Consider the following 25,808-nt stretch of genomic DNA (forward strand, 5'->3'; position numbering starts at 1 on the left):
CCTCGTGTGCTTAAAAGTAACCTTGCTTCTTACGCTGTTCCATCGCGGCTTCGGACACCTGGTCGTCCATCCGCGTCGCGCCGCGTTCCGTGATTTCGGTCACGGCCGTTTCGGCGATGATCTTCTCGAGATCATCCGCATCGCTTTCCACCGGGCACGTGCAGCTAATATCGCCAACGGTCCGGAAACGCACCAGCGCGGTCTCGCTGGTCTCGCCTTCACGCATCGGCGTGAGCGGCGTAACCGGCACGAGCAGACCATTGCGGCGCACGATCTCGCGCTCATGCGCGTAATAGATCGACGGCAACTCAAGCTGTTCGCGAGCGATGTACTGCCACACGTCGAGTTCGGTCCAGTTCGAAATCGGAAACACGCGCAGATGTTCGCCGTTATGCAGACGCGCGTTATACAGGCTCCACAGTTCCGGGCGTTGCGCCTTCGGATCCCACTGACCGAATTCGTCGCGGAACGAGAAGATGCGTTCTTTCGCACGGGCCTTTTCTTCGTCACGGCGCGCGCCGCCGATCAGCGCGGTATAGCCGTGTTCGGCGATAGTCTCGAGCAGCGTCACCGCTTGCGCGGCGTTGCGCGAATCCAGTTCGCGGCGCAGACGTACGGTGCCGCGTTTGATCGAATCTTCGACGTGACCCACCACCAGCTCCGCGCCGATCTCTTTCGCGCGGCGATCGCGGAAGTCGATCACTTCGTCGTAGTTGTGGCCGGTATCGATATGCACAAGCGGGAACGGCAGCACGGTCTTGCGATTCGCGCCGATGCCGAAGGCCTTCAGCGCCAGATGCAGCACGACGACCGAATCCTTGCCGCCCGAAAACAGCAGCGCGGGCTTACTGCATTCGGCGACCAGTTCGCGCAGGATATGAATCGACTCGGCTTCGAGCCAATCGAGGTGATCCATCCGGTTTGCCGTATTAGCGAGTGGTGCGTTCACAGTGGAGTCGAGCGTGGTGCTCATGTTCGGTCCTTCGTTGATTCGCCCGGCAAGCGGTGGCTTGCCGACGCGGAAGTATTCAAATCAGTATGTGCGGCGTTCAAACCGAAAGCCAAGGTCCATTCAAGACCTAAACTTTCAGGCCCGATGCACTCTCGCTGCTATTGAACGGAATCGGGGTAATCGTCGTGATATGCAACCCACATTCCTTCGTATCGCGAGATTCCCACCACCAGCGTCCTGCCCGGCTATCTTCACCGGGACGGATCGCGCGCGTACACGGCTCGCAGCCAATGCTCGGATAGCCGCGCGCATGCAGCGGATTGACCGGCACGTCGAACGCCTTCAGATAATCCCACACTTCGGTTTCGGTCCAATCGGTAAGCGGATTGAACTTGGCGATGTCGCGCGCGGCGTCGTGCTCTTCCGCGTGCAGTTCGGCACGTGTCACCGACTGCTCGCGGCGTTGCCCCGTCACCCACGCGCTGACATCCGACAGCGCGCGATTCAGCGGCTCGACCTTGCGGACTTCGCAGCAGCGCTTGCGCAAATCGACGCTTTCATAGAACGCGTTCAGGCCGTGCGAGCTGACATATTCGTCAACCGACGCCGCCAGCGGATGAAACTGTTCGATGTCGTAGCCATAGCGATCCTTCACGCGATCGAGCATGCCGAGCGTTTCCGCATGCAAACGGCCCGTGTTCAGCGAGAAGATGCCGATCTTCACGCCGCGCGACAGGATCGCGTGGGTGAGCAGCATGTCTTCCGCCGCGAGGCTGCTGGCGAGCTTCACGTTCTCGTGACGCGCGGCGATCGAATCGAGCAGCGCATCGAGGCGCTCGACCTTCGCAGCGAGTTCCGGCGTGAGCGAGGTGGCGATCGTCATGCCGAAGCCTTTTCCGATGCAGCAGCGGCAGCCGCTTCACGACGGCGGAACCACGGCAACGGGTTATCCACCGCGCCCTGATACTGCACGCTGAATTCGTCGAACGCCTTCAGCGCGTCGTCAAAATCTTTGTCCTCGCGCAGCGCGTAAGCATCGAAACCGCAGCGAAACATAAACGTAATCTGATCGCGCAGCACGTCGCCGATCGCACGCAGTTCGCCCTTGTAGCCATAACGCTCGCGCAGCAGGCGGCCAATGCTGTAACCACGACCGTCGCGGAACACCGGGAAGTCCACGCCGATCAGCGCGATCTTGTCGAAGTCGGCGACGAGATCCGCCGGTTCGCTATCCGGCGCGAGCCACACGCCGATTTCGGCGGCGCCGCGCGAAGCGGCAAGCGCATCGCGTTCAGCCTGCCACAACGCGAGCGGCACCAGCACCTTGCCCGCGGGCAAGTCGTTCACGGCCGGCAGCGAGCCGTCTTCGGCGGGACGCACGAGCGTCCAGTCATCGTTGACGATCGCGCGATTCTTGATGATAGAAGCCATCTGTTCAGTATCCTTGTCGCGGTTACGCGTGAGCCGGTTGACGCGAGGCGTACACACGTTCCTTGAACGGAGCCATGCCGATGCGGTTATACGTTTCGATGAAGCGCTCGCCTTCGTGGCGATTTTCGACAAACGTATCGATCACTTTGCTCATCACGTCCGGCATTTCTTCCGCAGAGAACGACGGGCCGATCACGCGGCCGAGGTTCGCGCCGTTCGCACCCGATCCCTGCTCGCCGCCGAGCGTCACCTGATACCACTCCGAGCCGTCCTTATCGACGCCCAGAATGCCGATGTTGCCGACGTGGTGGTGACCGCACGCATTGATACAACCCGAGATATTCAGCGACACGTCGCCGAGGTCGTACACGTAGTCGAGATCGTTGAAGCGCTCCTGGATCGCCAGCGCGATCGGAATCGACTTCGCATTCGCGAGCGAGCAGAAATCGCCGCCCGGGCACGCGATGATATCGGTCAGCAACCCGATATTCGGCGTCGCGAAACCCTGCGCCTTGGCCTTTTCCCACAGCGCGAACAGATCGCGCTTCTTGACGTTCGCGAGAATCAGATTCTGTTCGTGCGACACGCGAATCTCGCCGAGCGAATACTCGTCGGCCCAATCGGCGACGGCTTCCATCTGCGCATCCGTCGCATCGCCCGGGGCGATGGTGGTCGGCTTCAGCGACAGCGTCACCGACGAATAGCCCGACACCTTATGCGGACGCACATTACGCTCGACCCAACGGGCGAACGCACGGTTTTCCAGCAGATGCTTTTCGAACGAAGCGTCGGTATCGGCCAGTTTTTCGTACACCGGCGGCTGGAAGTACTGCGACACGCGATCCACTTCGGCTTGCGTGAGCGTCGCCGGACCGTCCTTCAGGTGCTGCCATTCTTCTTCGACCTGCGCCGAGAATTTCTCCGGGCTCAATGCCTTCACGAGAATCTTGATCCGCGCTTTGTAGATGTTGTCGCGGCGACCGTAGCGGTTATACACGCGCAGCACGGCTTCGCAGTACGACAGCAGGTGTTGCCACGGCAAGTCTTTGCGGATGATCGCGCCGATGATCGGCGTGCGGCCCATGCCGCCGCCGGCCAGAATGTCGGCCACCAGTTCGCCCTGCTCGTTCTTCTTCAGATACACGCCCATGTCGTGAATCTGCACGGCAGCGCGGTCTTCTTTCGAACCCGACACGGCGATCTTGAACTTGCGCGGCAGCCACGCGAATTCCGGGTGGAACGTCGACCATTGACGCAGGATTTCCGCCCACGGCCGCGGATCGACCATTTCGTCCGGCGCGACGCCGGCGAACTGGTCCGCGGTGATGTTGCGGATGCAATTGCCCGAGGTCTGGATGCCGTGCATCTGCACCGCGGCGAGCTTGCGCAGGATTTCCGGCGTTTCTTCGAGCTGGATCCAGTTGTACTGGATGTTCGAGCGCGTCGAGAAATGGCCGTAACCGCGGTCGTGTTCGCGTGCGATCTGCGCGAGCACGCGCATCTGGTCGCTGCGCAGGTTGCCGTAAGGAATCGCGATGCGGTGCATGTACGCGTGGCGCTGCATGTACAGGCCATTCTGCAGACGCAGCGGACGAAACTCCTCTTCGCTCAATTCGCCCGACAAGCGGCGGCGAACCTGATCGGCGTACTGCGCGACGCGTTCATCGACGATGGTCTGGTCGTACTGATCGTATTGGTACATTCGGGGACCCCAATTTTTTGCGTGACACACACAGCGGTCCGGCGGCCGGCGATCCGGTTCCGCTGCGCCTTGAATACCTGGTGTTAGTCAGCTGCTGCAAACGAGCGTTTAGACCCATCTCTCATTTGCTTATGACAAATACAGATATCCATATTGAAAAAGATGGACAGATCGTAATAAACTCGCCTTATATTTCAAACGACTAAAAAATTACTTTGATATGCGGAGAGGTTATATATGAACCTGCACCAATTCCGCTTCGTCCGCGAGGCCGTGCGGCAGAATTTCAACCTGACGGAAGCGGCCAAGGCGCTGTTCACCAGCCAGCCGGGCGTTTCCAAGGCGATCATCGAGCTGGAAGACGAACTGGGCGTCGAGATCTTCACGCGGCACGGCAAGCGGGTACGCTCGCTGACCGAGCCGGGGCGCATCATTTTGCAGTCAGTCGAGAAGATCCTGCAGGAAGTGGAGAGTCTCAAGCGGGTCGGTAAAGATTACGCGGCGCAGGATCAGGGCAATCTGGTCATTGCCGCGACCCACACGCAGGCGCGCTATTCGCTGCCAGCGGCAATCGCCGAGTTCAAAAAGCGTTTCCCGAAGGTTCACCTTTCGATTCTGCAAGGCAGCCCGACCCAGGTTGCCGAAATGGTGATCCACGATCAGGCCGACCTGGCGATCGCCACCGAAGCCATCGCCAACTATAAGGAGCTGGTGTCGCTGCCCTGCTTCCAGTGGCATCACGTCGCGGTGATGCAGCCGGATCATCCCCTACTCGACCGAAAACTTTTGTCGCTGGATGATCTGACCCAGTATCCGCTGATCACCTACGACAACGCGTTCGCCGGCCGCACCAAGATCAACGAGGCGTTCCGCCTGCGCGGGCTGCACCCGGACATCGTGCTGGAGGCGATCGACGCCGACGTGATCAAGACCTACGTGGAGTTGGGTCTGGGCGTCGGCATCATGGCGGATATCGCGTTCAACGCCGAACGCGACCGTCATTTGCGCGCCATGCCGGTCGGCCACCTGTTCGGCAGCAACGTGACGCGGGTCGCGCTGAAAAACGGCGCGTATCTGCGCAGCTATGTGTACACGCTCGTCGAGCTGTTGTCGCCGAGCATGAATCGCAAGCTGATCGAACAGGCGCTGAAGGGCGAACACGAAACCTACGAACTTTGACCGCAGTATTTGACAGCAGCACGCTTCCCGCTACGGAGACCTCTCGATGACGTCGTATCAGTCGCATAAAAACAGCATTCGCGGCCTGGCCGCCCTCGGCGCGCTGCTGCTCGCCACCGCCGCGCACGCCGACATCAAGGTCGGCATCGATCTGTCGAGCACCGGCCCGGCCGCCGTGATCGGCATCACGAGCAAGAACGCGATGCTGATGTGGCCGGCCACGATCGCCGGCCAGAAAGCCGACTACATCTTCCTCGACGACGGCTCCGATCCGGGCGCCGCGGTGCGCAATATCCACAAGCTGATCAATGAGGACCACGTCGACGTCATCGTCGGCCCGAACATCACGCCGGCGGCAATGGCGGCGCTTGATCCGGTCGCCGAAAGCCAAACGCCGATGATCACGCTGATCGGCTCGGCCAGCGTCGTCGAGCCGCAGGAAGGCAAGAAGGTGTGGGCCTACAAGATGGCGCAGACCGATAGCGCGATGGCCGACGTGATGACACGCTACATGTCGAACCACAACGTGAAGACGGTGGGCTTCATCGGTTTCGCGGATGGTTACGGCGAAAGCTGGCTCAACGAGTTCAGCAAGTTCGCGGCCTTGCGTCACATCCAACTGGTCGCCACCGAGCGCTATAACCGCACCGATGCCAGCGTTACCGGCCAGATTCTGAAGCTGATGGCCGCCAAACCGGACGCGATCCTGATCGCCGGCGCGGGCACGCCGACCGTGTTGCCGGAGCGCACGCTGATCGAACGCGGCTTTAAAGGCCCGATCTATCAGACACACGGCATCGCCACGCCGGAGTTCATCAAGCTCGGCGGCAAGGATGTAGAAGGCACGCTGTTCCCGACCCAGCCGGTCGTGGTGGCGCGCACGCTGCCGGCCGATCATCCGGCGAAGAAAGCGGCGCTCGCGTTCACCAACGAATATGAAGCGAAGTACGGCGCGGGCAGCGTGACGCAGTTCGCGGGCGACGCGGCCGGTGTTTATCCGCGCCTGCAGGATGCCGTGGCGCGTGCGTTGAAGACGGCGCAGCCGGGCACCCCGGCGTTTCGCGCCGCGTTGCGCGACGAGCTGGAGCACGCGCATGAGCTGGTCGTGCCGAACGGCGTGGTCAATACGAGCCCGAAGGATCATGTGGGTTTGGATCAGCGCGCGAGCGTGATGGGCATCATTAAAAACGGCAAGTTTGTCTACCTGAGTCAGTGAGTGACTGGGTGAATGACTTCGTGAGCGGCTGAGCCGCGGAACCCGCCGTTATGCGCGGCGAGTTCCGCACCGCTCAACGCCGCGCACGGCGCGGCGGCCGCCTTCCGGCCGCTGCGCCTGCCCGCTATTCGCGCACCCCGTTCGGGAGGCGCATCGCACCCACGCTGCGTGTACCATGCTGACGGCCAGCTTGCGATGAACGCGGGCTCAGGCTAATTCGCCGATTCCGTGCGAGCGCGCGGCGCCTCGTGACCATGAGGCCGCTAGCGCGCCCGCCAGTGCCGTGAAGTCCGTCAGACCGCGCATGCTAAAAACCAGAAAACGTATCGTCATCGCCGCCGTTGTCGTCATCGTGATCCTCGCTATCGCGATCGCCCAGGCTATCAGGAAGCGCAGCGCACCCGCTGCCGCCACGGAAACCGTCTCTTCGATCGTCGAATTCGCACCCGACGATCTCACCACGGTCAGCCGTCGCACCCTCTCGGAAACCTTGCCGCTGACCGGCTCGCTGCGCGCGATCACGCAGGCCGCGGTCAAATCGAAAGTGGCCGGCTCGGCGCTCGACGTCGCGGTGCGCGAGGGCGACACGGTCAAGACCGGTCAGATTCTCGCCAGGATCGACGCCCGCGATTACGTGGCCCGCGCCGAACAAAGCCGCGGCCAGATGGCGGCCATGGCCGGTCAACTCGATATCGCCAAACAGACACTCGACAACAACCGCGTGCTGGTCGAAAAAGGCTTCATTTCGAAGAACGCGTTCGACACCGCGCAAAGCCAGTACGAAATCGCCCGCGCGAATCTGGATGCGGCGCGAGCGGCGCTGGCGTCGTCGAATCTGTCGCTCGACGATACGCTCGTGCGCTCGCCGCTCGATGGACAAATCGCCACGCGCTCGGTCGAGCCCGGCGAAAAAGTCGCCGTCGACGCCAAGCTGTTCGACGTGGTCGATCTGCGCACGCTCGAACTGGAAGCGCCGGTGCCGGTCGGCGAGATCGGCCGCGTGCGGATCGGCCAGCCGGTGAGTATCGCGTTCGACGGTATCGATACGCCGGTGCAAGGCGCGATCACGCGGATCAACCCCGCCGCGCAGCCAGGGTCGCGGTCGATCATGGTGTACGTGCAGGTCGCCAATCCGGCCGGCACGTTGCGGGTGGGCATGTTCGGCACGGGCACGATCGCGGTGGGCAGTCGGCAGAACGTGCTGGTGGTGCCCGCCACTGCGGTGCGTACCGACGGCGCGCGCCACAGCGTGTATGCGCTGGTCGGCGGCAAGCTGGTCGAGCAGCCGGTGCAAACCGGCGCGACCGGCGACGCCGACGGCGACTCGTGGACCGAAATCACCAGCGGACCGTTGAACGTCGGCGAGCGGATCGTGAAGAACAATCTCGGCTCGTTGCGGATCGGCAGTACGGTGCATGTGGTGCAGCCTGCTTCATCGGCCTCTGCGGCCTCGGCTTCATCGGCGCAGGCCGCATCGCCGGCCGCCGGCCAGCACTGACCGGAGCCCGCGCCTATGTGGTTCACCCGCATCAGCATCGGCAACCCGGTGCTCGCCACGATGATGATGATGGCGCTGCTCGTCATCGGTCTGTTCTCTTATCAGCGGCTGAAGGTCGATCAGTTTCCCGACATCACGTTTCCGATCGTGGTCGTGCAGACCGCGTATCCGGGCGCGTCACCGGAATCGGTCGAGTCCGACGTCACGCGCAAGATCGAGGAAGCAGTCAACACGATCAGCGGCATCGACGAAATCACGTCGCGCTCCTACGACGCGCAGTCGGTCGTGATCGTGCAATTCGATCTGGCGGTTGACGCGGTGCAGGCCGCGCAAGACGTGCGCGACAAGATCGCGCTGATCCGCCCCGATCTGCGCGACGGCGTGAAGGACCCGCGCGTGTTGCGCTACGACCCGGCGGATACGCCGATCGTCACGGTCGCGGTATCGAACGCGCCGGGCGCCACGCTGTCCACGCGCGACCTCACCACCGTCGCCGATCAGATCGTGCGCAAGCGGCTCGAAACCGTACGCGGCGTCGGCTCGGTCTCGCTGGTGGGCGGCGTGAAGCGCCAGGTGCAGATCGACGTGAAGCCGGAAAAACTGCAGGCGCTGTCGATCGGCGTCGATCAGGTGATCCGCGCGGTGCAGAACGAAAATCAGGAGATTCCGGCCGGCCCGCTCACATCGAGCCATATCGAACAGACCGTGCAGATCAAAGGCCGCTTCGATAAACCGGACGACTTCAAGCGCATCATCATCGCGCGACGCGGCGCGCAGTCCGCGATTCCGACCGCGAGTTCGGCGACGCAGCCGGTCACGCTCGACCAGGTCGCCGACGTGGTGGACGGCCAGCAGGAACCGGACAGCACCGCGCTATTGAACGGCCAGCGCGCGTTGTTCGTGTCGATCATCAAGGCCCAGGGCGAAAACACGGTCGACGTCGCGCATGGCGTGCGTGACGAAGTCGCGCGTCTGCAGCCGCTGCTGCCGCCCGGCGTCAAGCTCGATGTCACCGACGATTCGTCGATCGAGATCGAAGACAGCGTCAACGAAGTGAAACGCACCCTGCTCGAAGGTGCATTGCTCACCGTGCTGATCGTGTTCCTGTTCCTCGGCTCGTGGCGCAGCACGGTGATCACCGGCCTCACGCTGCCGATCGCGCTGATCGGCACATTCGCGGTGATGTACGCGTGCGGCTTCACGATCAACGTGATCACGCTGATGGCGCTGTCGCTGTGCGTCGGCTTGCTGATCGACGACGCGATCGTTGTGCGCGAGAACATCGTGCGGCACGTGCAGCTCGGCGCGGACCATCGCACCGCCGCGCTCGACGGCACCAAGGAAATCGCGCTGGCGGTGCTGGCCACCACCTTCTCGATCGTCGCGGTGTTTCTGCCGGTGGGCTTCATGGGCGGCATCATCGGCCGCTTCTTCCATCAGTTCGGCATTACGGTCGCGGCCGCCGTGCTGATCTCGATGTTCGTGTCGTTCACGCTCGATCCGATGCTGTCGTCGATCTGGCCGGACCCCGATCTGCACGACGCCGACACCGGACGCAAGGGCTACCGTTATGGCCGCCTGATCCAGCGTTCACTGCATCTGTTCGACACGCAGATCGACCGGCTCACGGCGTTCTATCAGCGGCTGCTTGGGTGGTCGCTGAAGCATCGCGCGATCACGCTGGCCATCGCGGCGGTGACGTTTTTCGGCAGCCTGTTTCTGGTGCCGTTCGTCGGCACCGAGTTCGTGCCGAACGCGGACTTCTCCGAAACGCAGATCGGTCTGAATACGCCGGTGGGTACATCGCTCGAAGCGACGTCGGAGAAAGTCAAACAGGTGCAGGCGATTCTCGCGACCTATCCCGAAGTGCGCTTCACGTATGCAACGGTCAACTCGGGCAACACGCAGGGCAAGAACACCGCGCTCATTACCGTGCGCCTGAAAGACCGGCGCGACCGCACGCGCGGCATGGTCGAGCTGAACGATGCGTTTCGCGCGCGGCTGGCGTCGGTGGCGGGCGTGTCGGTGACCGAAATCGGCATGTCGGACGGCGCGGGCAGCACCAAGGCCATTCAGTTGAGCTTGCAGGGCGACAACATCGACGAACTACGTCGCTTGTCCGATGTGGCTCAGGCGCGCATGGCAAAGATTCCCGGACTCGTCGATCTGGATTCGAGCCTGAAGGCGGACAAGCCGATCGTCGCGATCAACGTGAAGCGAGAACTCGCGTCCGACCTCGGCGTAGGCGTCGCGGATATCGGCACGGCGCTGCGACCCCTGCTCTCCGGCGACGCGATCAGCACGTGGCGGGCGCCCGACGACCAGGACTACGACGTCAGCGTGCGACTGCCGCGCGAGCAGCGCCAGGACGTGGACGATCTCGCGCGGCTGATGATCGCCACCAATCGCACCGACGCGAACGGCGCGCCGGTGCTGGTGCCGCTGCGGCAGGTCGCGGATATCGTCAAGACGACCGGCCCCGACGTGCTGAACCGGCGCGATCTGCAGCGCGAGGTGGAGTTGTCGGCGAACGTGAACGGCCGCTCGCCCGGCGAAGTCGCCGCCGACGTCGCGAAGGCCCTCGACGCGATGCATCTGCCGGCCGGCTATCACTACCGCTTCGAAGGCTCGACCAAGAGCATGAACGAGTCGTTCATTTACGCGGTGGAAGCGTTGGCGCTGGCGGTGATTTTCATCTACATGATTCTGGCGTCGCAGTTCGCGAGCTTCGCTCAACCGCTCGCGATCATGGCGTCGCTGCCGCTGACGCTGATCGGCGTGCTGGTCGCGTTGTTGCTGTTCGGCAGCACGTTGAACATGTTCTCGATCATCGGTTTCGTGATGCTGATGGGGCTCGTGACGAAGAACGCGATTCTGCTGGTGGACTTCGCGAATCAGGCGCGGCGCGGCACGCTGCTGGATGCGTCCGGCAAGGGGCGCAAGATGGAGCGGCGCGAGGCCTTGCTCGAAGCCGCGCGGGTGCGGCTGCGTCCGATTCTGATGACCACGCTGGCGATGATCTTCGGCATGCTGCCGTTGGCCGCGGCGCTGGGCGAAGGTGGCGAACAGCGTGGGCCGTTGGGACAGACGGTGATTGGCGGGGTGATTACGTCGTCGATTCTGACGTTGGTGGTGGTGCCGGTGGTTTATACGGTGCTCGAGGATTGGGGGAGTTGGCTGCGAAAAAAGATATGGAAAAAAGGCTAGACAAGCCTAAAGTCGATGAAGGTAAGATTTGCTGGAAGATGAGATTTGCGTTTGCGAGCCGCCACGATTAGATCGTTCAAAGCATTTCGTACAACTTGCGTCTCAGCATCGTCGGCAATCGCAGAGAGGACCCTTACCATGAGAATCGACAGTATCAGGCTGACCAACTACCGGTGCCATAGTGGGCTGGAAGTGGATTTCTCGCCGTCGTTCAACGTATTGGTGGGTGGCAACGGAAGCGGCAAGACGTCGTTGCTGAATGGTATTTGCGAAGTCTTTGCGGTATCCGCCGCAGAGTTTGCTCCCGTGCAACTTCAGATGCTCAGCGACGACGCCGTCAGACGCGCGCGCGTTGAAGTTCAAGGGCAGCTTGGATTCGAACCGCAGTTCCCCGTGTCCGTCAATGCGAGCGGCATTTTCAATGGCGCACGCGTGACCTGGGGCGTCGAGCGCAACGCGTTGGCGGATCGTCCCCATGTCATGCCGTACCCAGCAGCGGCCATCAATCAAAAGAACAATACGGAGAGCGGCCAGACTTTGCCGCTCCTCGCCTATTACCGTGCCAGTCGGCGTTGGGACCAGGGCGACCAGAATGAGCTGACGGCGGCCACCCAACGAACAAGCCGCATGGACGCGTACAAAAATTACGGGGACGCGTCGACGAACGCTGGGGCGTTGCTGGTGTGGGCCATGTCCAAATCGCTGGAGCGGTTCCAGGTTTCATCCGAAACCGGACAAGCCTTTGACGACATCCACAACGACGAACTCGCCCTCGTCAACCACGCACTCGCCAATGCCATCGACGAAATCAAAGGCATCAAATACGACATGCGCGAGAAGGGCCTGCTCGTCGAATGGAAGCACGATTCGCCGTCCGGGCAGCCCGCCACGCTTTTCGCCAATCTGAGCGACGGGCAACGTGCCGTCGTCGGCCTGGTCGCCGACATTGCGCGCCGAATCTGCATCCTGAACCCTCACCTCGCGCTGGAGGTGCTGAAGCAAACGCCAGGCATCGTACTGGTCGACGAACTCGACACGCACTTGCATCCCACGTGGCAGCGGGCGCTTACGTTGGGTTTGCAATCCGCGTTTCCGGCTATCCAGTTCATTGTGGCCAGTCATTCTCCGCAAGTCCTGAGTGAGATGAAGCCGGAGCAAATCATCGTGCTGATTGATGGCATCGGTGCCAATCCGCAGGTTAGCTACGGACTGGATTCGAGCGCGGTGCTCGAAGAAATCATGGGTGCCTCCGCTCGCCCACTGGAAGTAGCGGACGAACTATCGCTGCTGTTCGCGGCGTTGGCTCGAGACGAACTGGACGTCGCGCGCGAACGCCTTGCCGCGCTGCGCGTCAAGGCGCCCGGTATCGTCGAGTTGAACCGTGCGGAAGCACTGCTGAAGAGAAAGGAGATCCTTGGCCGATGAGATACGTTGCAAAAAACAAAGAGCCGGATTAGTTGAAGGCCTGGAAGAAGCTGGCAAACGACGATTGGAAACCGAGCTATCCGGATCTCAAGAATCCGGAGAAGAAAGATCTGCACGATGCGCTGATTGCCGTACAAGGCGACACCTGCTGCTATTGCGGCCGCAGAATTAGCCGGGCCGATAGTCACATCGAGCACTTCGCGCCGCAAGCGGATGCCCCTGAACAGGCACTTGAGTATGAAAATCTGCTCGCGTCCTGTATCCGCGAGCGCTCGCGCAAGTTGCCGCTGCACTGCGACCACGCGAAAGACGAAGAGTTCGACGGAAGCTTGTGTATATCGCCGCTCGATCCTGCCTGCGAAGAGCGCTTCAAATATGCTTTAGACGGCGCAATCATGGCCACCGATTCCGCGGATAAAAAAGCGGACTACATGATCGGTCTCCTGAAGCTCGGCATTGCGTCCTTGCGCGACCGCCGGCAGGCTGCGCTCGAAGGCATGTTCGACGACGCGTTCCTCAAACCCGCAACCCATGCCGAGTGGGAGGCGATCCGTGCGATCCATCATGCGCGAAACAGCGCCGGTCAATTCGAGGACTTCGCCCACGTGATCACTCGATTTGCGGAGCAGTTGTCCACGACCTGATCTGCGGGTTTGTTGCTACAGTAGCGGTCTTTCCCCCACCAGCAGTCCTCCACCATGCGTACCACCCGAGCCATCCACGCTGTCGAGCGGCTGAAAACGCGCAGCGGCAATCCGCAGTTCGCCGCGATCAGCCTGTCTGGCGGCTTGTTCTACCTCGTCGACAAATCGAGCGGATCGGATAAAAAAGTCTCCGACCCGCTCACGCTCGACGACTTCGTCAAATTCGTCGACGCGTACGGCCCGCCGAAACCGCGTAAAGCGAGCAAGCTGGATATCGCGTTTGAAGAGCAGATCAAGAAAAGCAAGGGCAGTTGAGCCGAGGGGGCTCGCTTTCACCCTGCTTCAGGCTCTTTTCAGCTCCTTCAAGCGCCCCCAATCTCCCGCCACTGCCCATCCGCTGCGCTGCTCGCCAGCATCGCATCGATAAACCGCAGACCTGCCACACCGTCTTCCACCGTCGTCAGCAACAGGCTTTCCGCCGGCAGCGCGCGACCCGCGTCCAACGCTTCGATCTGCAACGCCGCGTCTTTATACAACTGCGCGAACGCTTCCAGATAGCCTTCAGGATGTCCCGCCGGCACACGCGTCGCATGCGCCGCGATCGCGCTTTTTACCCGCCCTCGCGTCAACCGTTCAGCCGAACCACCCAGCGGCGTGAACCACAAGTCGTTCGGCTGTTCCTGATCGAAAGCAAGATTCGCCTTCGTTCCATACACCCGCAAACGCAACGCGTTCTCCGCGCCGCTCGCCACCTGACTCGCCCATAACATGCCGCGCGCGCCGTTCGCATAGCGCAGCATGGCCTGCACATGATCGTCGATGCGACGTCCCGGCACGAAGGTATGCACCTCCGCCGCGAGCGACGACGGCGTCATCGCCGTGACGAAAGCGGCCAGGTGATACGCGTGCGTGCCGATATCGCCGAGACAGCCTGCCGGGCCCGCCAACGCAGGGTCCGTGCGCCAGCCGGCTTGTTTATTCGTGCCGCTCGTTTCGATCGGTTCCGCCAGCCAGTCTTGCGCGTATTCGACTTGCACCACGCGCAATTCGCCGAGTCCACCCGAATCGATCAGTTCGCGCGCGTAACGCACCATCGGATAACCGGAATACGTATGCGTCAACGCAAAGAGCTTGTTCTTCTCGCGTGCGAGTTTCGCGAGCGCCTCGCCTTCCGCGAGCGAAATCGCTAGCGGTTTGTCGCACACCACATGGATACCCGCTTCGAGAAACGCCGTCGCAACCGGCGCATGCAGATGATTCGGCGTGACGATCGCCACCGCGTCGATGCCGTCGTCGCGGGTGGCTTCGGCGCGCGCCATCTCGCGCCAGTCGGCGTAACTACGCGCGATGCCCGCCTCGGCGGCGCTGGCCTGCGCACGCTGCGGATCGGACGACAACGCGCCCGCCACCAGTTCGAAGCGATCGTCGAGCCGCGCCGCGATCCGATGTACCGCGCCGATAAACGCGCCCTGCCCGCCGCCGACCATGCCCAACCTGAGCCTTCTTTGCGCCATTGATTTGACCCCTGTCAGATACCCAGCACGCGCTTCAACTGCGCCGCATCCACGCCACTCTCCGCGAAATCGTCAAACGCATGCTCCGCCACACGAATGATGTGCCGCCGGATAAACTCCGCGCCTTCACGCGCGCCATCATGCGGATGCTTCAATGCGCATTCCCATTCCAACACCGCCCAGCCGGAAAAATCGTACTGCGCCATCTTCGAGAAGATCGCGCCGAAATCGATCTGCCCATCGCCGAGCGACCTGAAGCGCCCCGCGCGTTCGACCCAGCCGCTATACCCGCCGTATACGCCCTGTTTACCGTTCGGTCGAAACTCCGCGTCCTTCACATGGAACGCTTTGATCCGCTCGTGATAGATGTCGATAAACGCCAGATAGTCGAGCTGCTGCAAAACGAAATGGCTCGGGTCGTAAAGAATATTGGCCCGCGCGTGCTGTTTCACCGCATCGAGAAAACGCTCGAAGCTCACACCGTCGTGCAGATCTTCGCCCGGATGGAGTTCGTAGCAGACGTCGACACCGGCGGCGTCGAACGCATCGAGAATCGGCGTCCAGCGGCGCGCGAGTTCATCGAACGCGGCTTCGACCAGACCCGCCGGACGCTGCGGCCACGGATACAGATAAGGCCACGCCAGCGCACCGGAAAACGACACATGCGTGCTCAAGCCCAAACGCTGTGAAGCCTTCGCGGCCAGTTTCAACTGCTCGATCGCCCATTGCGTGCGAGCCGCCGGATTGCCTCGCACTTGTGGCGCGGCAAATCCGTCGAACAACGCGTCATAAGCCGGATGCACCGCCACCAGTTGCCCTTGCAGATGCGTCGACAGTTCGGTGATCGTCACGCCCGCGTTTTCCGCGGTCTCGCGCAATGCATCGCAATAGGTCTGACTCGCCGCCGCCTGTTCGAGGTCGATCAGACGCGGGTCGCACGGCACCTGAATACCTTTGAAGCCGAGACCCGCCGCCCATTCCGCGAGATGCGCGAGATTGTCGAACGGCACCTCGTCGCCCATGAACTGGGCGAGAAAGATCGCCGGCCCTTTGATGGTTTTCATCGTACGATTCCTTGAACGGGAGCGCGCTAGCCGTGCCTTCGCCGCAACGGAAAGCAAAGCAAAGCAGGCCAACGCGCTCCAGATGCTCAGGCCAACATCACACAGCCATCACGCCAACCTCGGCACGGATTCAAAACGGCGAGTCCGGAAAATAGAACTGCTGCGCGTTTTCCTTCGTGATCAGCACCGACGGAATAATCGTCGTGGCCGGCAGCTTCTCGCCTTTCAGGCGCGCCTCGGCGGTGAGCTTGATCGCGTCGTAGATGAATTTCGGCGAGTACGACACGTCGGCCTTGATCATCGGCGCACCGTCCATCACGTTCTTTACCATGCCCTTCGAACCCGCGCCGCCGAACACGATCTTGATGTCGGTCCGCTTGGCCTGCTCGATCGCCTTCAGCACACCGACCGCCATGTCGTCGTCGGCGGCCCAGACGGCGTCGATGTGCTTGAAGCGCGTCAGGTAATCCTGCATCACCTTGAACGCGTCGTCGCGGTTCCAGTTTGCGTACTTCGCGTCGAGAATCTTCATCTCCGGATAGTTCTTGATCACGTTCGTGAACGCGGTCCAGCGCTCGTTGTCGAGCGTCGTCGGAATGCCGCGCAGCGCGACGATGTTGCCTTTACCGTCGAGCGTTTTCGCCAGATACTCGGCGGGAATCTTGCCGAACGCGGTGTTGTCGCCGGCCACATACGCATCTTGTGCGCTGGTGTCGGTCAGGCCGCGATCCACCACCGTCACGTACACGCCTTTCTTCTTCACCTGCGCGACCGGCTGCGTGAGCGACGCCGATTCGAACGGAAAGATCACCAGCGCGTTGATCTTGTTCACCGTCACCAGATCCTGCAACTGGTTCGCCTGCTCCGGCGAACCAGCGGCGGTCTTCACGATAATCTTGAGATCGGGATGCGCTTTCTCCAGATCGGTCTTGGCCTTGTTCGCCCACCAGACGATGCCGCCCGTGAAGCCGTGATCGGCCGTCGGAATCGCGACGCCCAGTATGACTTTGTCGTCGGCGCGCGCCATGCCCGCCGTGCCCAGTATCCCCAACGCCAGCACGCCGGCGCCGACCGCTCGAATGACCTGTTTCATGGTTGTGTCTCCAATGTCGATGAGGCGTTCGTGCGCCCCGATTCTCGAACCTGCCGTCGTGCCCAAATGAAACGCTAAAGCTATCTCCGTCCGCGCTGCACGAACGCGACGAAGATAATCACCACGCCCTGCACCGCCGCGTTCAGATACACGCTGATGATGCTGGTGAGATTCAGAATATTGGCGATCACCGACAGCAGGATCGCGCCGATCACCGTCCCGACCACACGTCCTTCGCCGCCTTTGAGCGCAGTGCCGCCCACCACAACCGATGCGATCGCTTCGAGCTCCCACAACAAGCCGGTGGTCGGCGTGGCCGACCCGAGTCGCGGCACATAGAGCACGGTCGCCACGCCCACGCAGATACCGAGCAGCACATACGTGACGATCTTCACGGTATCGACGCGAATCGCCGCATAGCGCGCAACCTGTTCGTTGGAGCCGATCGCCTGCACATGACGGCCGAACGCGGTGCGATTGAGAATCAGCGCGCCGCCGGCAGCCACCACGAGGAAAACCCAGATCGGCACCGGCACGCCGAACAGGCTCGCGTAATAAACCGGGCCATACAGATCGGACAACGAGTTATCCAGCGTCAACGCGCCGCCATCGGCGAGCCACGTCAGCACCGCGCGAAAAATCCCCAACGTGCCCAACGTGACGATGAACGGTTCGATCCGTCCTTTGGTAATCAGCAAGCCATGCGCGCAGCCGAACAGGCCGCCGAGCACCAGCGCGAACACGATCCCGAGCGTGAGAATCAGCAAAGGCGCGAGCGTATGTCCGCCGATGCCCGCCGCGAGCGCGTTCATCAGCCAGATCATGCTGCCGGCGATCAGCGCGGCCATCGACCCGACCGACAGATCGATACCGCCCGAAATGATCACGAAGGTCATGCCGACCGCGATGATGCCGATGAACGACGTGCGCGTGAGCACGTTCATCAGATTGTCGAGCGTGGCGAAATCGCGGTTGAGCAGCGTGCCGACAATGCACAGCAGAATCAGCCCGACGAGCGGCCCGAGCGCATACAGTCGATGCGCGAAGCGCAGCGCGCGGCCGGATTGCACGGCTTCAGTGGGTGCCGGTCGCATGGGCGATCAATTCCTCTTCGGTCAGATGGTCGAGCGTCAGCGTGGCCTCCAGGCGTCCCGCGCGCAACACGGCGACGCGATGGCACAAGCCGATCAGCTCGATCAGTTCGGATGAAATGACGATCACCGCGCGCCCCTGCGCGGCGAGACGATGAATCAGAAAATAGATGTCGCGTTTCGCGCCGACATCGACGCCGCGGGTCGGTTCGTCGAGCACGATCACCTGCGGGTCGGGTTGCAGGAACTTGGCGAGCGCGAGCTTCTGCTGATTGCCGCCCGACAGCATGCGCGCGCGGCTCGACAGGTCGCCGGTGCGGATGCCGAATTCGCTCACCGCTTTCGTCAACGCCGCGCGGCCCGCTTTCATATCGAGCAACGGATGTGCGTAGCGTTCGAGCGTCATCAGCGTGACGTTGTCCTGCAGGCTCAGGTTCACGTGCAGGCCTTTGCCTTTGCGGTCTTCGCTCAGATACGTGAGGCCGTGGCGCATCGCGTCGCGCGGGCTTTTCAGATCGGCGGGACGGCCGGCAATTTCGATGCGGCCCGCCGTGCGCTTGCGCAAGCCGATGATCGCTTCGAACGCTTCGGTGCGGCCCGCGCCGACCAGTCCCGCGAAGCCGAGCACTTCGCCGGCGCGCACGTCGAAGCTGAGGTCGTCGACCCAGTCGGGCACGCTGAGTCCGGTTACTTTCAAGGCGAGCGGTGCGCCGGCGGACACCGTGAGCTTGTCGGGGAACATATCGGAGACGTCGCGGCCCACCATCAGATTCGCCATCTGCTGACGCGCGAGTCCCGCTGTTTCGCCGCGCGCGACGAAGCGACCGTCGCGCATCACGATCACTTCGTCGGTAATGCGTTCGACCTCATCAAGCTTGTGCGAGATATAGACGATGGTCACGCCGTCGGCCTTGAGCTTCGCCATCAGCGTGAACAGCCGCTCGGTTTCGGACGGCGTGAGCGTGGCGGTCGGCTCGTCCATGATGAGCAAACGCGCGCGGCGCGACAGCGCCTTCGCGATCTCCACCATCTGCTTTTCCGCGACGATCAATTCGCGCACCTTCGTGTCCGGCGCTTTCGCGAGGCCAACCTGCGCAAGGTAACGCGCGGCGTCGCTACGCATCGCGGCATCGTCGACGAACCAGCCACGCCGCTTCTCGTGGCCGAGATACATGTTCTGCGCGATCGTCAGATGTTCGGCGAGATTGAACTCCTGGTGAATCAGCACGATGCCCTGCGCTTGCGCATCGCGCGAACCGATGAACTGCTGTGCGTGGCCATCGACCAGCAAGGTGCCCGACGTCGCGGTCTCATAACCCGCGAGGATTTTCATCAGCGTGGATTTGCCCGCGCCGTTCTCGCCGAGCAGGCCGTAGATACGTCCCGGCGCAAGGTCGAAACTCACGCCGTGCAGCACGCGCACCGGGCCGAAGTCTTTGCGGATGTCGTCGAAGCGGATCGCGAGGCTCATGGTCATGTGCTCCCGCGAACCACGAGCCGGTGCGGCAGCAGCACGCCGGGCACGTTCGCCAACGGATTGGCGAGCCGCTGCAGCAACAGACGCGCGGCGGTTTCGCCCAACTCGCGCATGGGCTGGGCGATCGTGGTGAGCGGCGGATCGATCTGCGCGGCCAGCGAAATATCGTCGAAGCCGACCACGGCAACATCGTCCGGCACCCGCTTGCCGACGCTGCGCAAACCGTGGATCACGCCGATCGCGAGCGTATCCGACACCGCGAAAATCGCGCTGGGCGCGTGCGGCGGCAACATCAGCGTGGCCGCGGCGGAAGCGCCCGCTTCGTAGTCGAGACTGTTCAGGTTCATGCACCAGCGCTCGTCGGGCGTGATGCCCGCTTCGGTCAACGCGTCGAGATAGCCTTGCTGACGCTGCCGCGCGTACAGATAGTCGACGTCGGAATTGATCAGGCCGATGCGCTGGTGGCCGCGCGACAGCAGATGCCGCACGGCGTCGCCCGCGGCGCGGTAATTGTCGATGCCCACGTACGGCACGCCCATCGCCGGATCGAACTCGCAGCACGCGACCCACGGCAGCGCGCTGGACGCCTCGCCGAGCGCCTGCTGGATGGTCGCCGGATCGAGGCAGATCGCGCCGTCCGCGCGACGACGCCGCAGCAGATCGAAGTAACTGCGCTCGCGGCCCGGATCGGCGCCGGTGTCGCACAACAGCATGAAGTAGCCGTGCTGGCGCGCCACGCTGTCGATGCCGCGCACGATCTCCGCGTAAAACGGATTGCCGACGTCGGGCACCATGGTCAGCAGCAGGCGGCTTTCGGCGGTGCGCAGATTGCGCGCGAGTTCGTTGACGCGGTAGCCGCTCGCGTCGATGGCGGCGAGGACTTTGTCGCGGGTCGCGGGCCGCACGTTCTCGTGACCGTTCAGCACGCGCGACACCGTGGCCACCGACACCCCCGCCTGCTCCGCGACGCCGGCTATGGACAGGCCGTCGGCCGTGCCACGCAAGGGCTGGGCGTTGGGCTCGGAACGCGCGCCGGATAACCCGGCACGGGCCACTTTGGACGACGGTTTGGACAAGTGAACTCGCCTGCAAAATGTAATCGATTACATTTTTGAGCGATGAAGGCCGGAATCGCAAGCTCGGATCGCTAGGGATTAACACGGGGTCGCGCGTTGTCGGTGCGGTTCCGGCGCGGTGACGATCAGGTGATCAGGAGGCGCTCGCTGCGCTTGCGCGCGCCTGTCGCGCGGGCCCGGCGCCCTGTCCGCGGCGGCACGGTTTGACGCCGCCATTTGGTACAATCCCGCAGCTACCCTGCCGTGGCCCGCATCGTGAGCGATGCCTTCAGGCCGCCGGTCAGCGGGCAAACCGCCAAACTCGCCCACCCATACTGCCGAATCCACCATGAACATCGAGCAAGCGCGTTTCAACATGATCGAACAGCAGATCCGCCCCTGGGAAGTGCTCGACCAGGACGTGCTGAATCTGCTCTCGATCGTCAAGCGTGAACATTTCGTCCCGACCGTGTACCGCGATCTGGCCTTCGTCGACTTCGAAGTGCCGCTGCCGGCCGGCCAGCACATGCTGGCGCCGCGCGTCGAAGCGCGCGTGCTGCAGGAACTGGCAGTGAAGAAACACGAAAGCGTGCTCGAAATCGGCGCCGGCTCGGGTTACATGGCGGCGCTGCTCGCGCATCGCGCGCAACACGTGCTGACGGTGGATATCGAACCGGAACTGGCGGAACTGGCCAAGGCCAACCTGATCGCCAACGGCGTGCTGAACGCCGAAGTCGCCACCGGCGACGCGTCGCGCGGCTGGGCCGGCGCCGCGCCGTACGACGTGATCTGCGTGTCGGGCGGCCTGCCGGTGCTGCCGCAGGAAATCCTCGAACACCTGAAGATCGGCGGCCGTCTCGCGGCGTTCGTCGGCACCGCGCCGGTCATGAAGGCGCAGGTCATCACGCGTATCGACGAGAAGCAATACCGTATTGCCGACGTCTTCGAAACGTATGTCGAGCCGCTGACCAACGCTATGCAGCCGCCGCGTTTCAAGTTCTGATTCGTCTCGCCTCGCCTGGCCGCTCGTCGGCCGGCAGGCTCGAATCACGCGCACTGATACGGACGGCCGGCATGGCCGCCGTCCTCTGAACCGGAAGTCCCGCTGATGCAAAATCTGACCGCTCCCGCGCTCGCCGAATGGCTCGCCGACACATCGCGCCCCGCGCCCGTGCTGCTCGACGTGCGCGAACCGTGGGAAATCCAGACGGCCTCGCTGGCCGGCGCCGTATCGATCCCGATGCGTGAGATTCCCGCCCGCAGCGAAGAACTCGACGACGACGCGCAAATCGTCTGCGTCTGCCATCACGGCGCGCGCAGTGCCCAGGTCGCGATGTTCCTCGAATCGCGCGGCCATAAGAACGTGTTCAATCTGCAAGGCGGAATCGACGCGTGGTCGCGTCAGGTCGATCCGTCGGTTCCGACCTACTGAGCCCACTGCCGCGATGATGCGCCTCCGGGTGCCGGTCTTCGCGGCCGCTCTGGCACTGGCCGGCACGCTGCACACGCTGACCGCATACGCCGTCGGCCTTTCCCAACTCTACGACGAAGCGCTCTCCAGCGACGCGCAACTGCAAAGCGCACGCGCTGCCCTCGCTGCCAACAGCGAAGAGTTGCCGCTCGCACGCGCCAAACTGTTGCCGCAGGTCTCGGCGTCGCTGTCCGCGAACCGTCAGAGCACCGACTTCGGCGGCGGCTTCCCGTCTTCGTACGGCAATAGCAACGGCTACACGATCTCGCTCACGCAACCGCTGATTCATGTGGACAGCTGGTACGGCTACGCCCAGGGCAAGCTCGCGGTGGAGTCGGCGCAAGCCTCGTTCGCGCAGGCTCGCCAGGATCTGATCGTGCGGCTCGGCCAGGCGTATTTCGACGCGCTGTCCGCGCAGGATAGCCTCGCGATCGCGCGTTCGCAGAAGGTGTCGATCGCGCAGCAGCTCGAATCGGCCAAGCGCTCGTTCGAAGTCGGCAACACCACGATCACCGATACCAACGAAGCGCAGGCCAAATACGATCAGGCCGTCTCGCAGGAAATTGCCGCGCAGAACGATCTCGCGGTGAAGCTGGCGGCGTTGCAGCAGATCGTCGGGCATCCGGTCGAGAAGGTCGACGGGCTCGTTGCCGGCGCGCCGCTGCCGCCGCCCGTGCCCGCCGACATCAACCAGTGGACCGATACCGCCAGCGACGCCAACTACCAGGTCGTCATCAAGCAGATCGCGCTATCCACCGCGCAACGTGAAACTTCCAAAGCCAAGGCCGGCCATCTGCCGACCGTCGATCTGGTCGCGAGCCGCTCGCGCAGCAGCCTCGGCGCGGCCGGCGCGGGCAACTTCGGTGGGAATTTCGGCGGCGGCTTCGGTAGCGGCGCCGAGACGCCCACGGCCGGCACGCCGGCGCTGGCGGCGGAATTGGGCAATCTGGGTTCGTCGTACACGAACAGCACGATCGGCGTGCAGGTCACGATTCCGCTCTTTGCCGGCGGCGCGACGCAAAGCCGCGTGCGTCAAACGCTCGCACTCGAAGACCAGGCCGCCGCCGATCTCGATACCGCGCGGCGCAATGCCGCGCTGTCCGCGCGCCAGGCGTTTCTCGGCGTGGTGAGCGGACTCGCGCAAGTGCGCGCGTTGCAGACCGCCGAGCGTTCGGCGAACACGTCGCTCGAATCGAATCTGCTGGGTTATCAGGTGGGCGTGCGAATCAATATCGACGTGCTCAACGCGCAGGATCAGTTGTTCTCCGCGCGGCGCGATCTGGCGAAGGCGCGTTACGACACGCTGATCAATAGTCTCAAGCTGAAGGCTTCGACAGCGGATCTCACCGATCAGGACGTGCTGCAATTGAGCGCGCTGCTGTCGCCGGTCGATGACGGCGCGTTGACCGCTTTGCCCAAGGTGCCGACGGTGCCGCATCCGGGCGTCGCGGCGAAGGGCGCGGCCGGCAAGTTGGGGCGGCGGGCGATGCCGACTGCGGCGGGGTCGCAGTAGGAGTTGGTAAGCGTGCCATTGCACCGATTCGTACATTCATTTCGGAATTTTCGTACGGTTTCCTGACCATTGCGCAGGCACCATGCTTCGACCTTTTTTGGGAGAGCATGGTAATGAAATTTGTGAAGGCCGCACTCGCGGCCTCGGCCTTCTGGCCTTTGGCGTCTTACGCCATGCTGGGCGGTGCGCCCGGTGCCAACACCGGCGCGACAGCCCGGTCGATGCTGCAAGCCGCAGCGCCTCGCAACGCGTCCGCAGCGGCCGCGTCTTACACGATGCGCGAATCCGAATACGCCGACGGCGTGACGATCCACGAATACGTGCTGCCCGCCAACGTGGTGTTCGCGGTGAGCTGGCAAGGTCCGGTGCGGCCGGACATGCGGGCGCTGCTCGGCAGTTACTTTCCCAACTTTGCGAATGGCGACGCTAGCCAGACCCGTGGCGCGGGTCCGATGGTCCAACACAGCGGCGATTTTCATCTCGAATCGGCTGGCCGCGCGGGCCACTTCTTCGGCAAGGCGTATTTGCCCCGCCTCGTTCCCGCCAACGTCCGCGTGGATCAACTGCCATGAAACAGTGCACTGATTCGATCAACACCCTCGACATGAAGACGCTCAACAAGGCGTTGTGTGGCGCACTGCTGACCGCAAGCGTGGCGCTGAGCGGTTGCGGCGGCGGTAACGGCGGCGCCGACGGCAACGATAGCGCGGCGAAAATTAATGGCGCGGTGGTGCCGGTGACACCCGCGTCGGGTTCGACGGCTACGGTGTTGCCTACGCCTACGCCTACGCCTACGCCTACGCCAACACCCGCTCCGACTCCTGCACCAACTCCGACTCCGACTCCGACGCCAACGCCGGCTCCAACGCCGACTCCCACTCCCACTCCCACTCCCACTCCCACTCCAACACCAACACCAACACCAACACCAACACCAACACCCGACACAAACACCGTCCCCATCACCGTCGAACGATGGACAGGCAACTACGCCAACATGCCCTACGTCACGGTTACGATCTGCATTCCCGGCGTTCAGGGCGGTGATCGATGCGCCACCATCGATCACATCCAGGTCGACACCGGCTCGGTCGGCTTACGCGTTCTCGGCAGTGCGCTGGGCCCGTCCCTCGCCGCCCGTCTGCCGACCCAGACCGGCGCCACCGACGACCCGACCGGCAACGCATCCATCGCCGAATGCGCCGTCTTCGGCTCCGGCTTCACGTGGGGCTCCATCCGCCGCGCCGACGTGACGATCGGCGGCAAGGCGGCGGGCAATCTGCCGCTGCAAGTAATCGCCGACGGCAAGTACGCCACCCCATCGGACTGCCAGTCGCGTGGCGGCACCGACCTGGGCAGCGTCGCCCAACTCGGCGCCAACGGCGTGCTCGGCATCGGCCCGGCGCAGCGCGACTACCCGGCCGCCGCGCAATACGTCCTGCCGTCCGGCTACTACTACTGCACCTCCGCGACCTCCTGCACCAACACCCGCGTACCGCTCGACACGCAGGTCATGAATCCGGTCTCCAACTTCACCTCGGACAACAACGGCACGATCATCCGTTTGCCGGCGTTGCCCTCCGGCGGCCAGGCGAGCGTGACCGGTACGCTGGTGTTCGGCATCGGCACCCAGCCGAACAACGCGCTGCCGTCGAACCCGAACGTCCTCGCGCTCGATCAGTACGGCTACTTCCCGACCACCTACAAGGGCACCCGCTACACCAGCGCGATTGACAGCGGTTCCAACGCGAACATCTTCATCGACACGACGGTGCCCTACTCGGGCGCGTGGTACATGCCGGCCACGACGCTCAGCCTGTCCGCGATCCTGAGCGGCGTCGACAAGGCCGCGTCGCCTGTCACCGTGCCGTTCTCGCTGGCCAACGGCTGGAGCCTGCTGGCCAACCGCTATGCGGCCTATGACAGCCTCGGCGCGCCATCGGGCGGGATGTTTATCTGGGGCCTGCCGTTCTTCTTCGGCCGCAACGTGTACACCGCCATCAACAACGTGACGGTCGGCAAGCAAACCGCGCCGTTCATCGCGTTCTGATCCGACGCGGCACGCCCCGCCGAGCCATGCAAAAAGGCCAGCGCCGCAAAGCGCTGGCCTTTTTTAATCGACGGGCAACCGACTGTTGCATGCACAACGGCGCAGCGGCCATGCACCGCCGACGCCCGCTGGCGGATACGCACGCTTCGTCGCGGCGCGACACGCACCCGAACGAGGCGCGAGTGGCGATCGTGCACCAGTATTGCGCCGCATCCCACGTTCATTA

Annotated in this window: 22 protein-coding genes and 1 pseudogene; 12 read left to right on the plus strand and 11 right to left on the minus strand. The window is 63.1% G+C overall.

The features are described 5' to 3' along the window. Positions 1-10 precede the first annotated feature (10 nt). From cysD to FA94_RS15160, 4 genes are all read right to left on the minus strand, one after another. Positions 11-973 (minus strand): sulfate adenylyltransferase subunit CysD, encoded by a 963-nt coding sequence (cysD, locus tag FA94_RS15145; RefSeq protein ID WP_035552543.1) that lies wholly within the window; start codon positions 971-973, stop codon positions 11-13. Positions 974-1,079: 106 nt separating this feature from the next. Further along, positions 1,080-1,835 carry a phosphoadenylyl-sulfate reductase gene (locus tag FA94_RS15150; protein WP_035552545.1) on the minus strand — a complete coding sequence of 252 codons (756 nt, stop codon included), beginning with the start codon at positions 1,833-1,835 and terminating at the stop codon, positions 1,080-1,082. Next, positions 1,832-2,383 (minus strand): DUF934 domain-containing protein, encoded by a 552-nt coding sequence (locus tag FA94_RS15155; RefSeq protein WP_035552549.1) that lies wholly within the window; start codon positions 2,381-2,383, stop codon positions 1,832-1,834. Before FA94_RS15155 ends, FA94_RS15150 begins: the two co-directional genes overlap by 4 nt. A gap of 22 nt (positions 2,384-2,405) precedes the next feature. Further along, on the minus strand, positions 2,406-4,085 hold the full coding sequence (locus FA94_RS15160) for a nitrite/sulfite reductase (protein WP_035552552.1): 1,680 nt from the start codon (positions 4,083-4,085) through the stop codon (positions 2,406-2,408). Positions 4,086-4,322: 237 nt separating this feature from the next. Here FA94_RS15160 and FA94_RS15165 point away from each other — a divergent pair, with 237 nt between their 5' ends. The 7 genes from FA94_RS15165 to FA94_RS15195 all read left to right on the plus strand — a co-directional run bounded on the left by FA94_RS15165 (position 4,323) and on the right by FA94_RS15195 (position 13,569). Continuing rightward, on the plus strand, positions 4,323-5,264 hold the full coding sequence (locus FA94_RS15165; RefSeq protein ID WP_035552554.1) for a CysB family HTH-type transcriptional regulator: 942 nt from the start codon (positions 4,323-4,325) through the stop codon (positions 5,262-5,264). A gap of 46 nt (positions 5,265-5,310) precedes the next feature. Beyond that, entirely contained in the window at positions 5,311-6,480 is a 1,170-nt protein-coding gene (locus FA94_RS15170) for an ABC transporter substrate-binding protein (protein WP_035552556.1), read from the plus strand. A 304-nt stretch (positions 6,481-6,784) separates the two neighbouring features. Further along, entirely contained in the window at positions 6,785-7,978 is a 1,194-nt protein-coding gene (locus FA94_RS15175) for an efflux RND transporter periplasmic adaptor subunit (RefSeq protein ID WP_035552559.1), read from the plus strand. Between the two features lie 15 nt (positions 7,979-7,993). Continuing rightward, positions 7,994-11,185 carry an efflux RND transporter permease subunit gene (locus tag FA94_RS15180; protein WP_035552562.1) on the plus strand — a complete coding sequence of 1,064 codons (3,192 nt, stop codon included), beginning with the start codon at positions 7,994-7,996 and terminating at the stop codon, positions 11,183-11,185. A gap of 138 nt (positions 11,186-11,323) precedes the next feature. Further along, positions 11,324-12,610 carry an AAA family ATPase gene (locus tag FA94_RS15185; RefSeq protein ID WP_035552565.1) on the plus strand — a complete coding sequence of 429 codons (1,287 nt, stop codon included), beginning with the start codon at positions 11,324-11,326 and terminating at the stop codon, positions 12,608-12,610. Positions 12,611-12,642: 32 nt separating this feature from the next. Continuing rightward, on the plus strand, positions 12,643-13,254 hold the full coding sequence (locus tag FA94_RS15190; protein ID WP_051980585.1) for a retron system putative HNH endonuclease: 612 nt from the start codon (positions 12,643-12,645) through the stop codon (positions 13,252-13,254). 54 nt (positions 13,255-13,308) lie between these two features. Further along, a complete protein-coding gene (locus FA94_RS15195) occupies positions 13,309-13,569 on the plus strand; it encodes a hypothetical protein (RefSeq protein WP_035552568.1) in 261 nt (86 codons plus the stop codon). Positions 13,570-13,616: 47 nt separating this feature from the next. On the opposite strand, the gene FA94_RS15200 is transcribed toward FA94_RS15195, so the two are convergent. From FA94_RS15200 to FA94_RS15225, 6 genes are all read right to left on the minus strand, one after another. Beyond that, a complete protein-coding gene (locus tag FA94_RS15200; protein WP_035552571.1) occupies positions 13,617-14,768 on the minus strand; it encodes a Gfo/Idh/MocA family protein in 1,152 nt (383 codons plus the stop codon). Positions 14,769-14,782: 14 nt separating this feature from the next. Continuing rightward, complete coding sequence (locus FA94_RS15205; protein ID WP_035552574.1) at positions 14,783-15,832, minus strand: sugar phosphate isomerase/epimerase family protein; 1,050 nt, start codon at positions 15,830-15,832, stop codon at positions 14,783-14,785. A gap of 130 nt (positions 15,833-15,962) precedes the next feature. After that, the gene (locus FA94_RS15210; RefSeq protein WP_035552576.1) at positions 15,963-16,925 is read right to left on the minus strand and encodes a substrate-binding domain-containing protein; all 963 of its coding nucleotides are present in this window, start codon (positions 16,923-16,925) and stop codon (positions 15,963-15,965) included. Positions 16,926-17,005: 80 nt separating this feature from the next. Continuing rightward, positions 17,006-18,019, minus strand: a complete 1,014-nt coding sequence (locus FA94_RS15215; protein ID WP_035552578.1) for an ABC transporter permease — start codon at positions 18,017-18,019, stop codon at positions 17,006-17,008. After that, the gene (locus FA94_RS15220; protein WP_035552581.1) at positions 18,000-19,487 is read right to left on the minus strand and encodes a sugar ABC transporter ATP-binding protein; all 1,488 of its coding nucleotides are present in this window, start codon (positions 19,485-19,487) and stop codon (positions 18,000-18,002) included. The genes FA94_RS15215 and FA94_RS15220 overlap by 20 nt, the downstream gene beginning before the upstream one ends. Before the next feature lie 2 nt (positions 19,488-19,489). Continuing rightward, a complete protein-coding gene (locus FA94_RS15225) occupies positions 19,490-20,569 on the minus strand; it encodes a LacI family DNA-binding transcriptional regulator (protein ID WP_035552584.1) in 1,080 nt (359 codons plus the stop codon). 328 nt (positions 20,570-20,897) lie between these two features. On the opposite strand from FA94_RS15225, the gene FA94_RS15230 reads away from it, so the two are divergent. The 4 genes from FA94_RS15230 (at position 20,898) to FA94_RS15245 (ending at position 24,104) form a co-directional block, all read left to right on the plus strand. Continuing rightward, entirely contained in the window at positions 20,898-21,551 is a 654-nt protein-coding gene (locus FA94_RS15230) for a protein-L-isoaspartate O-methyltransferase family protein (RefSeq protein WP_035552587.1), read from the plus strand. Between the two features lie 105 nt (positions 21,552-21,656). Next, positions 21,657-21,980 carry a rhodanese-like domain-containing protein gene (locus FA94_RS15235; RefSeq protein WP_035552590.1) on the plus strand — a complete coding sequence of 108 codons (324 nt, stop codon included), beginning with the start codon at positions 21,657-21,659 and terminating at the stop codon, positions 21,978-21,980. 13 nt (positions 21,981-21,993) lie between these two features. Then, on the plus strand, positions 21,994-23,532 hold the full coding sequence (locus FA94_RS15240; protein ID WP_035552593.1) for a TolC family outer membrane protein: 1,539 nt from the start codon (positions 21,994-21,996) through the stop codon (positions 23,530-23,532). Positions 23,533-23,645: 113 nt separating this feature from the next. Beyond that, entirely contained in the window at positions 23,646-24,104 is a 459-nt protein-coding gene (locus FA94_RS15245) for a DUF2844 domain-containing protein (RefSeq protein ID WP_035552595.1), read from the plus strand. A 225-nt stretch (positions 24,105-24,329) separates the two neighbouring features. Here the strand turns inward: FA94_RS15245 and FA94_RS39750 are convergent, their stop codons facing one another. Then, positions 24,330-24,452: a hypothetical protein gene (locus FA94_RS39750; protein WP_286166122.1), complete on the minus strand. Its 123-nt coding sequence runs from the start codon at positions 24,450-24,452 to the stop codon at positions 24,330-24,332. Between the two features lie 38 nt (positions 24,453-24,490). Between FA94_RS39750 and FA94_RS15250 the strand changes: the two are divergent. Then, a pseudogene (locus FA94_RS15250) lies at positions 24,491-25,582 on the plus strand (DUF3443 domain-containing protein); the annotation flags it as partial. Positions 25,583-25,808: the final 226 nt, after the last annotated feature.

This window comes from Burkholderia sp. 9120 (genome assembly GCF_000745015.1).
Lineage (GTDB): Bacteria > Pseudomonadota > Gammaproteobacteria > Burkholderiales > Burkholderiaceae > Paraburkholderia.